The organism is Hymenobacter aerilatus (genome assembly GCF_022921095.1).
Taxonomy (GTDB): Bacteria; Bacteroidota; Bacteroidia; order Cytophagales; family Hymenobacteraceae; genus Hymenobacter; species Hymenobacter aerilatus.
Genome location: NZ_CP095053.1, coordinates 2824922 through 2838804, shown reverse-complemented (window position 1 = coordinate 2838804; position 13883 = coordinate 2824922). Strand labels below are relative to the sequence as shown.

Below are 13883 nucleotides of genomic sequence, written 5' to 3'. Positions count from 1 at the left end.
GGGGCCGGGGGGGGAGGCGTCCCACCAGAACGAGCTAGCAACTGATAACCGACTTAAATGCCCAAATTCAACCCAATGGTGAAGGTGCGGGGCAGGGGGTAGGTGCCTTGGTCGAGGCCGATGCCGCCTACTTCAGGGTCGAGGCCGGAGTACTTGGTGAAGGTCACCAGGTTCTCGACGGTGGCGTAGAAACGCAGGCTGGCGCCGGTGCGCACGCGGTCGGTGAGGGCGGCAGGCAGGGTGTAGCCGATGGATAGGTTTTTCAGGCGCAGGTAGGAACCGTTTTCCAGGTACCAGTCCGATACGCGGCTGAAGTTCTGGTTGGCGTCGTTGGTGGAGAGGCGCGGGATGTCGGTGTTGGTATTTTCTGGCGTCCAGGCGTTCAGCACGCGGCGGTCGAGGTTGTAGCCTTGCAAGCCGGCGTTATAGGTCGAGAACTTATAGGCGTTGAACAACTCCACGCCGCTCACACCCTGCCAAAACATGCTCAGGTCGAAGCCTTTCCATTGCCCACCCAGCGTGAGGCCGTAGGTGAGCTTGGGCATGGCATTGCCCTTATACACTCGGTCGTTGTCGTCAATTTTACCGTCGCCGTTCACGTCGCGAAACTTCAGGTCGCCGGGCTTGGCATTAGGTTGAATCAGCTTGCCCTCGCCATTGGTGTAGGCCGCTACCTCCTGCTCCGTCTGGAACAGACCTTCATTGGGAATCAAGTAGTAAGCATACAGCGGCTGCCCCGGTGCCGAGCGGTAGGGATAAAGCTGCGTGCGCACGTTGTCGGTGTGCTGGATGAAGTCGGCACCGTAGCCGTCGAGGTCCTGCACGCGGTTTTTCAGAGTAGCGATGTTGCCGTTCAGCTGGTAGCGGAAGTCGCCTACCTGGTCGTTGTAGCCCAGACCCAACTCTATGCCTTTGTTCAGCACCGTGCCCACGTTGGAGGTAGCGCCTTCGCCTACCCCGGCGCTGGTGTTAGGTGCCACGGCCAGGATGAGGCCGCGGGTATATTTCTGAAAGTAATCGGCGGTGATGGTCAGACGATTATCCAGCATGCCCACGTCTAAGCCTACGTCAAACGTCTCCGACCGTTCCCATTTCAAATTGGGGTTCGACTGCTTATTAATATAGTAGCCCGCGTAGTAAGCCGGCGTGCTGCCCAAGTAGGACTGCCCCGTCACAAGCGGCACGTTGTAGGCGTAGTAGGCCACCGACTGAATGTTGCCGATCTGCCCCCACGAGCCGCGCAGCTTCAGGGTCTGAATAGGCTTCACGTTGAAAAACGACTCCGAAGAGATTTTCCAGGCGCCCGACACGGCTGGGAAGTAGTCGGAGTTGTAGCGCGAGAGGCGCGAGGTTTGGTCGCGGCGCACGCTGCCGGTCAGGAAGTAGCGGTCGGCGTAGCTGTAGGTGAGGCGGCCAATGGCCGAGGTAAGGGCATCTTGCCACACGTCGCTGCCGGGGCGCTGCACAAACTCCTTGGCGTTGCCAATGTACTGGTACCAGTCGTCCTCGCGGTCGAAGTTCTGGGCCTGCACCGAGTAATACTCGTAGTTGGTGCGCTGGGCCGAGTACACGGCCGTGAGGTCGAAGAAGTGCTTGCCGAAGCTTTTCTGATAGCTTACCTGGTTGTCCCAAATCCAGCGGTTACGGTCGGTCTGGTTCTGGTTCAGGTAGTTCATGGTGTTAGCGCGGCCCGGCTCCGGAATGCGCGGGTCGAAGCGCTTGTAAGACTCGCGCTGCAAATCGAGGCTGAAGCTGCTGCGCAGCTTCAGGTTGGCCAGCGGGTTGTACTCCACGTAGCCAATGCCATTCAGGTTCAGGAACGGATTATCCACGGTAGGGCGCTCTAGCAGCGCCACGGGGTTGTACACGTCGCCATAAGCACCAGCAAAGGCAAACTCTGGGGCCGGAGCCATCGGCGTGACGCCCCCAAACGTGCCGTCCTCGTTGCGCACGGGCGCCGCCGCGGGCATGTAGATGGCGTTGATGATGCTGCCTGAGTAGCTGTTGCTGGTGTTGGTGCCCCGGGCGGTGCGCTGGTTCACGTACACGTTCTGGCCTACTGTAATCTTGGGGCTGATGTCGTAGTCCGATTTCAGGCGCAGGGTGTAGCGCTTTAGGTTGGTGTTCAGCAGCAACCCCTCGCGGTTGTGGTAGCCGAAGGATGTCAGGAAGCGGCCCCGCTCGTTGCCCCCACTCACGGTAGCGTTCAGGTTGTAGATGCTGCCTGTGCGGAAGATTTCGTCCACCCAATCGGTGCGCGTAATCTGGCCCCAGGGGTTCTTGGTGGCGTCGTGGGCCGCGGGGCGGCCTACCCCGGCATTGTCGGCCGCCTGGTTGTAGGCGGCGGCTTGCTCAGCCGCGTTCAGCGCGCGAGGCAGCTTGTACGCCGATTGCCAGCCCTGATACGTGTCGATGGTCACACGGGGCACGCCGGCCTTACCGCTTTTGGTGGTGATGACGATGACACCCGACGCAGCCTGCGCTCCGTAGATGGCCGCCGCCGCGGCATCCTTCAGCACCGTAAGGCTGGCAATATCATTGGGGTTAATCGGGCCACCGTAATAGGGCATGCCGTCCACCACGTACAGCGGATTCTCGGCATTAATGGAGCCTGCCCCACGAATCACTACCCGCGCCGTGGCCGACGGGTCACCGCCGTTTTGCAGCACCGTCACGCCGGCCACGTTGCCTTGCAGCATGTCCTGCACTGTGGAAATAGGGCGCTGGGCCTGTTTCTCGGGATTGGGCAGGGTAGCAATGGCAGTAGTCACGTTCTCGCGCTTGGCTGTGCCGTAGCCAATTACGACCACCTCATCCAAACCGGTAGCCGCGTCCGAGAGCGTAATGTTGAAGTCGGTTTGCTCGGCCACGCGCAGCTCTTGCTTTTCGTAGCCGATAAACGACACCACCAATACAGCTTGCGTGGGGTCTTCCACGGTTAGTTGAAAGCGGCCGTCGGGGTCGGTGGTGGTGCCGGTGTTGGTACCCTTCACCAGCACCGTGACGCCGGGTAGGGGCTGACCGGCTTTGTCGGTGATGCGACCGGTAACTGGGGTAGCAGCCAGCAAAGGAAGCGCCTCCGTTACGGGCTGATCAGGCGAGTAGGGTAGGGACCGGGCGGCCACGGCCGAACCCGTTAAACTCAGGGCAACAAGCGTTACAACCGTCCGCTTGCCTGCGGTTTGGGTTGGTCGTAGCTGTACGTGTTTTGGCATAGAGGCAAAGAGAAGTGGCGGAAACAAAAAGACTCCCGAAACGTAGCAGCGCGCATAGCAGGTGAACCAGCGAAAACCTCCAGTAGAATTCGTGTTTACATTAATTGCATAAAGCTGTGTAGTAGTGCTTTATCAATCAAGCGCTATGTGAGGCAGGAGCAGTTATGCAGTGGCTGTTCGCTGCCGATAAGCTCCGGCAAGTCTTTGGACGGCACAAAGGAAGGCCCGCGTTGTGTCGTGTAGATTTCGCCATTATCAAGTAATTGTTACCAACGGTTATCGGCCCTAGCGCTCCGTTTTGGCTGTGTTACGGGCGTGTTACCGAACCGTAAAGGCTGTGTGATATCTGCTTGTCGCCCCTCTCATCGCACGCTTGGGCTTCTACCTTTGGCGCAAAGAATGCGCTGTGGCTACTGATACCCTACTTGAGCTACTGGAGCGAATCCGCGCCAACGACTACCAGGCCTTCGAGCAGCTGTTTGAGGCGCACTGGCGGGAGTTGTATCGGTACGCCTATAAGGTGTTGCGCCACGCCCCCGATGCTGAGGATATCACCCAGGAGCTGTTCTGCGACCTGTGGGCCAACCGCGCGCAACTGCACGTGCAAACCAATGCTCAAAGCTACCTGCTAGGAGCGTTGCGCAAGAAAATCCTCACCCGTTTCCGCGACGCCGACATCCGCAGCCGACACTTGCAGCACTTCGGTGCCGCACAGGAAGCCAGCACCGAGCTTACCCTGAAGCATCTCGTGAGCCACGATACGCTGGCCGCCGTGCAGGCGCGGGCTCAGGCGCTACCGCCCAAAGAGAAAGAAGTGTTTCTGCTAAGCATGCTCCACGATTTTTCGGTGAAGGAAATTGCGGAGCGCTTTGCCACTTCCGAGCAAACCGTGCGCAACCAGATGAACAGCGCTTTGCATAAGCTTTCTCCCTACCTGGTGAAGCTGTTGAGCTAACCCTATGTTACCTCTTCGTTAAATCGAGGGTAGGGGATAGTTGAAAAGTCCGAGGTCTGCAACTAGGTAGGTGTAGGTGGCAGCCCCGGCCGGGAAAGCAATCAGCCCGCCACCTACCATCTGCCTAGGCGGCGCATAGGGTTGTCTGCTTTCGATGGCAGATAGCCGGCGACAGTATTGGTGCTGCGCGTTTTTCTTCCTTTCCTGCTTTGGTGCCTGCGTGGCCATTGAGTGCGCAGTAGTGCCTTATCCTGTGTATGTTACGAAAATTACTGCTTTCTGCGCTCCTGCTGGGTAGCGCCCCCGCTTTGCTCGCCCAGGGCACCAAAAAGCCTAAGCTGATGGTGGGCATTATGGTCGACCAGATGCGGGCCGACTACCTACCCCGCTACCTCGACCAGATGGGCAACGACGGCTTCAAACGCCTCCTGCGCGAGGGGTTTGAGTGCCGCAACACTCACTACAACTACATTCCCACGGTGACGGGACCCGGCCACTCCTCGGTGTACACGGGCACCACGCCCCGCTACCACGGCATTGTGGGCAACTCCTGGTACGACCGACGCCTGCGCCACGATGTGTACTGCACCGACGATACCACCGTGCAGCTAGTGGGTACTACCACCAAGAGCATGGGCGTATCGGCGCGCAACCAGTTGAGTACTACCCTCGGTGACGAGATGAAAATGGTATCCAATGGCCGCAGCAAGGTCATTGCGCTGTCGTTGAAAGACCGGGCGTCGGCGCTGCCAGCCGGGCACATGGCCGATGGCGCTTTCTGGTTCGACATCAATACTGGCAACTTCATTTCCAGCACCTACTACATGCAGGCGCTACCGAAGTGGGTAGTCGATTTCAACGCCCAGAAAAAGGCCGACTACTACCGCCAGCAAACCTGGACGCCCTTGCGCGGCCCCGAAGCCTACCTCAACAGCGTGGCCGATTCCAACGCCTACGAAAAGATATTCAAAGGCAAAACGGCCGCTACTTTTCCCTATGAGCTAGGCAAGTTGGCGCCCCAGAACCCGCCGGCCTATGAGACGGTCAACGTCTCGCCCTTCGGCGACAACCTGCTCACTGACCTGGCGTTGGCTGCTCTCGCCAACACTGATTTGGGCCGTGACGACGTGTCCGATCTGCTAGCCATCAGCTATTCCAGCCCCGATGCCGTGGGTCATACTTTCGGGCCGCTATCCAAGGAAGAAAACGACCTGTACCTGCGCCTCGACCTGGAAATTGCGCGCCTGCTGCAAGCCCTCGACAAAACCGTGGGCAAGGGCAACTACACCATCTTCCTGACCGCCGACCACGGCGCCAGCGAAGTACCCAAATACCTGGCTCAGCACCACGCACCCAGCGGTGCACAGCACCACGCCACCCTCAACCAGGGCGCGGCCGCCTATCTCACCCAGCAGTTAGGGCCGGGCCAGTGGATTGAGACGGAGCGCAACAACATGTACTACCTCAACCGGCCGCTCATTGCCAGCCGCAAGTTGGAATTGGCCCGCGTGCAGGACCTCTTGGCCGACTACCTCCGCGACCAAGACGGTATTGCCCAGGTAAACACGACCACGCAGCTCCTTACCAGCAGCACCGGCGCCTTCCTCGAAGAAAAACTCCAGAATGGTCTCTACTACAAGCGTTTCGGTGACGTGCGCTTTGAGCTGGAACCGGGCTGGACCTGGGAGCTAGGGGTAGGAGCCACCCACGGCTCGGGCTACCTCTACGACAGCCACGTGCCCCTGCTGTGGTTCGGAGCCGGCATCACGCCCGGTGTCAGCTACGAGCCGCACACCATCACGGATATTGCCCCCACAGCTGCTATGCTGGTGGAAAGCAAGCTGCCCAGCGCCTGCACCGGCGAGCCTATCGTGGAGGTACTGAGTTCTAAATCCACTAAAAAACGCCGGTAGTAAGTTCTGTCCTATCGTTCTGGTGAGGTCCACCACCAGCACAGTATTACGTTTTCGTTACATCGAGCTTGGCGGATGGTTACTGCTGCGGGCTTGTGCAACTCTCCTATGAAGCCCTCAGATTCCCGCTTCCGTCGTCTGCCTTCTCGCCTGCAACGCTACCTACGAAGCCGCCTCACTTCGCAACAAGCCGAGCAGCAACGAGAGCAGTGGCTGGATGCGCTGGTAGCTGCTACCCCCGACGATGACGCGCTCATCAACCCGGAGGCAGAGGCGGCACGGCGGGCACGGATTCTGGCGGGAATCCAGGCCCGCACTCAGCCGGCGGCTCGGGTCTTTCCGCTGTGGCCGGCCCTGCGGGTGGCGGCGGTGCTGGTGCCGTTGCTACTGTTGGGCGCTGGCTGGTGGCTGTGTCGCTCGGCACCGGACGAGCTGCGCTACGCCACGGGGGTAGGGGAGCAGCGCGAAGTGGTGCTGCCCGACAGCAGCCACGTGTGGCTGCGGCCACGCTCGGAGCTGACGTGTGCGACCCGCTTTGGGGCTGTGCGCGACGTGCAACTGCGGGGCGAAGCGTTTTTTGCCGTCACGAAAAGACCTGAGCAGCCCTTTGTGGTGCGCACGGGGAAAGTGGCGGTGAAGGTGCTGGGCACGTCCTTCCTGGTGAAGGCCTATCCCCAGCTTCCGGCTACCACCGTGCTGGTGCGCACCGGCCGGGTGCAGGTAGCCCGCCAGAATACCGTGCTGGGCGTGTTGCATCCGCACGATCAGCTTGTATATAACTCAACTAATCAGCAACGCACAGTCACCCACAACGAGTACACCGACGCCCTGCCTACCAGCCAGCTGCTGACGTTTGCGCAAGCCTCCTTGCCCGAAATCCTGCTGCTGCTGGAAAACTACTACCCCGTTCAGTTTCAGGTGCAGCCCGAGGTGCCGGCTGTTGCCCTCTCGGGTACACTTGATTCCAAGCTTTCTGCCGACCAGATTACCGACGTGCTCAACGTGCTTTTGCAACGCTACCACTTGCGCATCACCAAGCTTTCGGCCACTACCTACCGGGTAGAGTAAGGCCGCCCGTCCGCATCCCTTTTCCTGCTTTCACCCCAGGCACACCGCCTGCTGGGCCACGCCTTGCCCAAAACCGACCCTCTATGCTACATCTCGACTTCTTGACGTACTGCCGACAGCGCGGCCGCCGGCTACTGCTCACGGGCGCCCTGTTGGGGGCTACTACCACGCTTCCCCACTTGGGGTTTGCCCAGAAAGCCAACGCCGAAGTGGCCTATTTCGCCGTGCCGGCGGGGTCGTTGGCCACGGCGTTGCAGCGCCTCCAGCGCGAAACCGGCGTCAACATTGTATATGAAACCCGCGACGTGCAGCAGGCCCGCGTGGAAGCGGCCGAGTTTCGGGCGGCTAAGGTAGGCGACATCATCCGCCAGATGACGCGCCGCACGCCCCTGCACCTGGAGGAAACGCAGGGCGTCATCATCCTGAAACCCGACACTACCCCAAAAGCACCGGCCACCCCAAGCAAAACGGCGCGCGAGGTGAAAGGCAAAATCACGGATGCCCGTTCGGGCGCGGCCCTACCCGGCGTAACGGTGCTGGCCAAGGGCACCACCACTGGCACCGTGACGGATGCTGAAGGCCGCTACGCCTTAGTAGTGCCCGAGGAAGCCACGACGCTGGTGTTCTCCTTTATGGGCTACGTGGCCAAAGAGGTGACAGTAGGTGACCAAACCAGCATCGATGTAACGCTGGCTGAGGACAACAAGGTGCTCAACGATGTGGTGGTGATTGGCTACGGTTCGGCCAAAAAGGGCGAGGTGACCAGCTCCATCACCAACGTCGACCCGCGCGAGTTCAACCGCGGCGTGGTGGCTACTCCCGACCAAGTGCTGCAAGGCAAAGTGGCCGGCCTGAACATCACCCGTAGCGGCGACCCCAACGCGACGCCCTCGGTGGTGCTGCGCGGGGCGTCGTCGTTGCGCACGGGGCAGGCGCAAGAGCCGTTTTACGTGATTGACGGCGTGCCGGCGGCCTCTATTAACCTGGTAGCGCCCGACGATATTGTGAGTATTGATGTCTTGAAAGATGCCTCGGCCACGGCTATTTATGGGGCGCGGGCGGCCAACGGCGTTATCATCATCACTACGCGGCGGCAGAAGCCCAGCGCGGCCGTGTCGTATAGCGGCTACGTGGGTGTGGAGCAGGTGTCGAACACTATTGACATGCTCTCGGGCGACCAGCTGCGCGGCTACCTGGAGGCCAACGGCAAGAGCCTCAGCCCCGCCGACAACGACGAGGGCACCAACACCAACTGGCAGAAGGAAGTGATGCGCACCGGCATCAGCCACAACCACACCATTAGCTACGGAGGTGGCTCCGAGAAGTCGGCGTTCAACGCCAGCGTCAATTACTTCAAGCGCCAGGGCGTGATGAAGACGTCGGACAGCGAGCGGATCATCGGCAAGATCAACCTCGATCAGAAGACGCTGAAGGACAAGCTGCAACTGCGCTTCACGCTGACCAACTCCTTGCTCAAGCAGAACCTGATTTCGGACTTGGTGTACCGCAACATGTTCAACCATTTGCCTACCACCAATATCCAAAACCCCGACGGCACCTACAAGGAGAACCTGACCCGCACGCAGTACTACAACCCAGTAGCGCTGCTGAACCAGAACAGTGAGGAGCGCAAAATCAATACCCTGCTTGGCAACGCCAGCGCCCAGCTCACCATCCTACCCAAGCTCACCAACACGCTCAGCCTAAGCATGCAAAATGAGTCGGTGAAGGGTGGGGCCTACCAAAGCCGGGAGTCGCCGGTGCCGAACGCCAACAACGTGACCGGCCTGGCCGCCAAGGGCCTCGCCCGGCGCTACAGCCTGGAAAACACGCGTAAGATTCTAGAAAACTACCTGACTTATAACCCGCTCAACAACGCCACGCACGACCTGAAACTGCTGGTGGGCTACTCGTGGCAGGAAGACAAAAACGGCGACGGTTTCCAGACGGATACCCGCGGCTTTGTATCGGACCAGTTGGGCTACAATAACTTGGGCCTGGGCAACCCCAACGGCGTGACGCCCAACTACGACGCGGCCATTGCCGGCTACAGTTTGGGCATCTCTACCCTGCGCTTGATTTCGTTGTACTCCCGCGTGAATTATGGCCTCAAGGACCGTTACTTTTTGCAAGTGTCGGTGCGGCGCGATGGGTCGTCGGCATTTGGGGTGAACAACCGCTGGGGCACGTTTCCGGCGGCCTCGCTGGCCTGGAACATCGCCCGCGAAGACTTCATGGCGGGTCAAAGCAAGCTCAATGAGCTGAAGCTGCGCGTGGGCTACGGCATCACGGGCAACTCCCTGGGCTTCGACCCGCTGATTGCCACACAGCGCTACAGCAGCGTGGGGACGTTCTACTATAATGGCAGCTTCATCAAAGCCATCGGCCCGACGCAAAACCCCAACCCGGATTTGAAGTGGGAATCGACGGCCATGCTGAACGTGGGCCTGGATTTCGGGGTGTTGAACAACCGGCTCAGCGGCACGGTGGAATACTACGACAAGCGCACCTCCGACCTGATCTGGAATTACCCGGTATCGACGACGCAGTACTTTGTGAACACGCTCTACGCCAACGTGGGCGAAATCAGCAACCGCGGCCTGGAGCTAACCTTGAACGCAACGCCGGTACAAACTGCTGATTTTCAGTGGAACGTGAGTGGCAACTTGGCCCACAACGTGAACAAGGTAGAGAAGCTCGCCAACGACCAGTTCCGCCTTGACCAAGTGTATACCGCCTACCCCGGCGGCTCGGGGCAGAGCGGCATTTCTACGCAGGTAGTGAAAACGGGCTACCCCATTGGGCAGTTCTTTCTGCCGGAGTACGCAGGGCGCGACGAAGCAGGTCTGTCGCTGTTCTATAAAGCCGACGGCACTACCACCGGTTCGCCTACCCTCGCCGACTACCGCTACCAGGGCAATGCCCAACCTACCCTGCTTTACGGGGTGAGCAACACGGTGAGCTGGAAAGGGCTGGACCTCAACTTCTTCCTGCGGGGCGTGACGGGTAATAAAATTCTGAACGCGACGCTGGCCAACCAGAACATCCCGGCTCAATCGACGGCCAACAACCTGCCCGTCTTCTCCCTGAATGAGCCCTACAACGACAACCGCGCCAACTACTACTCCGACCGCTACCTGGAAAGCGGCGCCTACCTACGCCTCGACAACGTGACGATGGGCTACAATCTGCCCATCAAAAACGAGTACGTGAAGCGCGCCCGCGTGTACCTGACCAGCCAGAACCTGTTCACCATCACCAAGTACCGCGGCATCGACCCGGAGATGAACCTGGGCGGCCTCACGCCCGGCCTCGACAACAACAACTTCTACCCCAAAACCCGCTCCTACGTGCTGGGCGTGAACCTGGAATTCTAAGCCGCTACCGCCATGTCTTTCTCTACTTATACACCACGCCCTACCCGTTTCCTACCCCTCGCTGGCGCCCTCGCGGCCTTGCTGCTCTCGGCCGGCTGCACCGACCTCAATGCGCCCATTGAGTCGGAGTACACGCCCGACAACTTCCTCACCACGCCCGAGCAGTTTATTGCCGCCTCGGGGCCGGTATACAGCCAGATGCGCGGCGAAGTGGCCAAGGCCTACTGGAACCTGCAGGAACTCAGCACCGACGAGGCCGTGATTGTGGCCCGCAACGGCAACTACTACGACGGCGCCCGCTACCAGCAGCTCAGCCTGCACACCTGGAACCCGCAAAACGAGTTCGTTCGCGCCGCCTGGGACTGGGGGTTCAGTGGCATCAGCACCTGCAACCGCACGCTGGCCTTGTTCCAAAATACGGCCGATGGGGATTTCAAAACACAGTTTACGGCCGAGCTGCGCACCATGCGCGCCCTGTACTACTACCAGATGATGGACTTGTACGGCAACATTCCGCTGGTGCCGGAGTTTGGCAGCACCGAGCAACCGACGAATGCCACCCGTCAGCAGGTATTTGCCTACATCGAAAGCGAGCTGAAGGCGGCCCTACCCAACCTGTCGGCCACCGTGTCGGCCCAGACCTATGGGCGCCCTACCCAGAGCACGGCCCAGGCTCTGCTGGCTAAGCTCTACCTCAATGCCGAGGTGTATATTGGGCAGCCGCGCTACACCGAGGCCATTACGGCGTGCAACGCCATCATCAAGGGTAGGAAGCATAGCTTGGCTGCCAACTACATGGATGTGTTTGCGGTGGAAAATGGTCCGCAAGTAGCGGAAATCATCTTTGCTGTGCCCTTCGATGCCAACTTGGCCCAGGGTAACATGATGTCGCGTTTTGCCTTACATCAGCAGATGCGCGACAAGTTCGGTTTGCTCTTCACGCCCAGCAACGCCAGCCTGACCTGGCCCGAGTTTTACGCCCTCTACAAAGAGCCCACCGACACCCGCAACCAGCAGTGGTTGGCCGGCAAGCAGTACCTCAGCGACGGCCGCACACCCGTGCTGATTGCCACCACCAAGAAAGGCCTCGACTCGCGCTACACCGGCGCCGATGGCAACGCCGCTATCAGCTACCACTTGGAGCTGTCGGACCGCCTCACGTTCCGTGATGGGGCCAAGTTCGACGTCGGCAACGACGAGCTAGGCAAAGCCCAGGGTACGCGCAACATCAAGTACTACCCCGACAAGTCCTCTACCTCCCGGGACCAGGGCAACGACCTCGTGCTGTTCCGTTACGCCGACGTGCTCTTGATGAAAGCTGAAGCCATCCTGCGCGGCGGCCAGGACCCCGACGGCGCCACGGCCAAGGACTTGGTAAACCAAATCCGCACCCGTGCTCAAGTGCCTGCCCTCACCACGGTTGATCTGTCGAGCCTTTTTGAGGAACGCAGCCGCGAAATGGCCTGGGAAGGCTGGCGCCGCAACGACCTAATTCGCTTTGGTAAGTGGGAATCGGTGTGGGGCCAGGGCATGAAAACCAACGCCGACACGTACCGCCGCATCTACCCCATTCCTACCACTGAGTTGACGCTGAATGGTCAGTTGAAGCAAAATCCTGGCTACTAACCAGGTTTCGTAGTATAGACACAGTATCAGTGCGTAGCTACCTGAACAGCTTCTAAACAAAAAGGCCCCGACACTGCAACGTCGGGGCTTTTTGTTTGGAAGAGTTACCAGCAACTCCTTTCACGCAGAACGCTCAGCAAACAGATGGCTGCTCCGCGGCGCTACTGAAGAGGGGCATAGTGCTGATCGTTTCGCCCGCTAGCAGTTGCTGGTACCACCAGCCTGAGTCTTTTATAGTGCGCTGCTGGGTGGCATAGTCGATGTGCACCAACCCGAAGCGCGGCTCGTAGCCTTCGGCCCACTCAAAGTTGTCGGTGAAAGACCACGCGAAGTAGCCCTCCACGGGCACGCCTTCGCGCCGTGCCCGCAACATCTGTCCAATGCAGGCTTGCAGGTAGGCCTGGCGAGCTACGTCGTGCACTTGCTTATCAGAAGTGACTATATCGGGGAAGGCCGCGCCGTTTTCGGTGACCAGGAGACGCGGGGCCTGCGGATATGCGCTAAACTGCCGGAGCATGTGGTAGAGGCTCTCGGGGAATACCTCCCAGCCCATTTGGGTGTAGGGCACCCCGCGCCGGGCGGCGCCTACCAGGTTGGCCCACAGCAGCGGCACGTAGGGCGAATGGCGGACTACCTCCCGCGTGTAATTCTGCACTCCCCAGAAGTCGAACGCAAAGGGTAGGCGGTTCTCGTCGCCGGGCTGCATGTAACGTTCCAAGCGGTTGAGCAAGGGCGCCTCGGCGGTGGGGTAGCCCAGGCCCAGGGTAGGCTCCACGAACAGGCGGTTCAGGATGGCGTCGGCGCGGCGGGTAGCGCGCTCGTCGCGGGGTAGGCCTGGCCGCCAGGGCGTGAGATAGGAGCACGAGAAGGTAGTGCCAATGTGGGCGGAAGCGGGTAGGGCCGCTCGCAGTGCCCGGCCCCCTTCGGCCTGCGCCAACGTGGCGTGATGGGTAGCGGCCAAAAACGCGCCCAAGCTGCGACGGCCCGGTGCATGAATGCCCAACAAATGCCCCGCCCCGGTAAATACCATGGGCTCGTTGAGCACCATCCAATGCTGCACCCGGTCGCCGAGGCGGCGGGCTAGCACTTGCGCGTAGTCGGCTAGCCAGCCGACTACGGCGCGGTTGGTCCAGCCGCCCTGCTGCTGCAAGGCCAGCGGCAAATCCCAGTGATACACCGTGAGCCAGGGCACGATGCCGCGGGCCAAGCAGCCATCCACCAGCCGGTCGTAGAAGTCTAGGCCTTTCGGGTTTACGGGACCAGTACCTGCTGGCAGCACCCGCGACCACGCCGCTGAGAAGCGAAAATTGGGAATACCCAACTGCTGCATGATGTCCAGGTCCGTGGGCCAGCGCTGGTAGAAATCACAGGCTACATCAGCGGTTTCGCGGCCTTTGATGGCGCGGCGGCCACGCACAAACGCGTCCCAAATGCTCCAACCCTTGTCCTCGGCATTCCAGCTGCCTTCTATCTGGTAGGCCGCCGTCGACACACCCCACTGAAAATCCGGTCCAAAGTCGGGGCGAGAGTAGAGTGGCGGGGCAGTAGGCGGAAAGAAGGCGGCAGGTAGGGTACTCATGGAAAGAACAATAAGAAGACAGCCAGAATGCCGCCTATCAGTCCGACTCCGCAGGCACCTGACTGGTTGCCGTTGAACGAGCTGCGTGCTGATGGCTATCAACGAAGGCAGGCGGTAACTGGTCCGACGCCGTAGGCGTCGGACCGGCAG

Annotated in this window: 7 protein-coding genes; 5 read left to right on the top strand and 2 right to left on the bottom strand. The window is 60.2% G+C overall.

Features of this window, described 5'->3' with window-relative positions; translation table 11 throughout:
• Positions 1–53: 53 nt before the first annotated feature.
• On the bottom strand, positions 54–3215 hold the full coding sequence (locus tag MUN82_RS11900; protein WP_245090557.1) for a SusC/RagA family TonB-linked outer membrane protein: 3162 nt from the start codon (positions 3213–3215) through the stop codon (positions 54–56).
• Between the two features lie 406 nt (positions 3216–3621).
• Here MUN82_RS11900 and MUN82_RS11895 point away from each other — a divergent pair, with 406 nt between their 5' ends.
• From MUN82_RS11895 to MUN82_RS11875, 5 genes are all read left to right on the top strand, one after another.
• The gene (locus MUN82_RS11895; protein ID WP_245090554.1) at positions 3622–4170 is read left to right on the top strand and encodes an RNA polymerase sigma factor; all 549 of its coding nucleotides are present in this window, start codon (positions 3622–3624) and stop codon (positions 4168–4170) included.
• Between the two features lie 257 nt (positions 4171–4427).
• The gene (gene pafA / locus MUN82_RS11890; RefSeq protein WP_245090551.1) at positions 4428–6083 is read left to right on the top strand and encodes an alkaline phosphatase PafA; all 1656 of its coding nucleotides are present in this window, start codon (positions 4428–4430) and stop codon (positions 6081–6083) included.
• A gap of 108 nt (positions 6084–6191) precedes the next feature.
• Positions 6192–7151 (top strand): FecR family protein, encoded by a 960-nt coding sequence (locus tag MUN82_RS11885; RefSeq protein WP_245090548.1) that lies wholly within the window; start codon positions 6192–6194, stop codon positions 7149–7151.
• A gap of 83 nt (positions 7152–7234) precedes the next feature.
• On the top strand, positions 7235–10528 hold the full coding sequence (locus tag MUN82_RS11880; protein ID WP_245090546.1) for a SusC/RagA family TonB-linked outer membrane protein: 3294 nt from the start codon (positions 7235–7237) through the stop codon (positions 10526–10528).
• A 12-nt stretch (positions 10529–10540) separates the two neighbouring features.
• Entirely contained in the window at positions 10541–12154 is a 1614-nt protein-coding gene (locus MUN82_RS11875) for a RagB/SusD family nutrient uptake outer membrane protein (RefSeq protein WP_245090544.1), read from the top strand.
• Positions 12155–12287: 133 nt separating this feature from the next.
• Here the strand turns inward: MUN82_RS11875 and MUN82_RS11870 are convergent, their stop codons facing one another.
• Positions 12288–13733, bottom strand: coding sequence for a GH1 family beta-glucosidase (locus MUN82_RS11870; RefSeq protein ID WP_245090542.1), 1446 nt, complete (start codon positions 13731–13733; stop codon positions 12288–12290).
• Between the last annotated feature and the right edge of the window lie 150 nt (positions 13734–13883).

Coding starts and splice junctions, on each gene's coding strand:
- MUN82_RS11900 (WP_245090557.1), bottom strand. CDS start 3,215: ATGCCAAAACACGTACAGCTACGACCAACCCAAACCGCAGGCAAGCGG.
- pafA (WP_245090551.1), top strand. CDS start 4,428: ATGTTACGAAAATTACTGCTTTCTGCGCTCCTGCTGGGTAGCGCCCCC.
- MUN82_RS11885 (WP_245090548.1), top strand. CDS start 6,192: ATGAAGCCCTCAGATTCCCGCTTCCGTCGTCTGCCTTCTCGCCTGCAA.
- MUN82_RS11880 (WP_245090546.1), top strand. CDS start 7,235: ATGCTACATCTCGACTTCTTGACGTACTGCCGACAGCGCGGCCGCCGG.
- MUN82_RS11875 (WP_245090544.1), top strand. CDS start 10,541: ATGTCTTTCTCTACTTATACACCACGCCCTACCCGTTTCCTACCCCTC.
- MUN82_RS11870 (WP_245090542.1), bottom strand. CDS start 13,733: ATGAGTACCCTACCTGCCGCCTTCTTTCCGCCTACTGCCCCGCCACTC.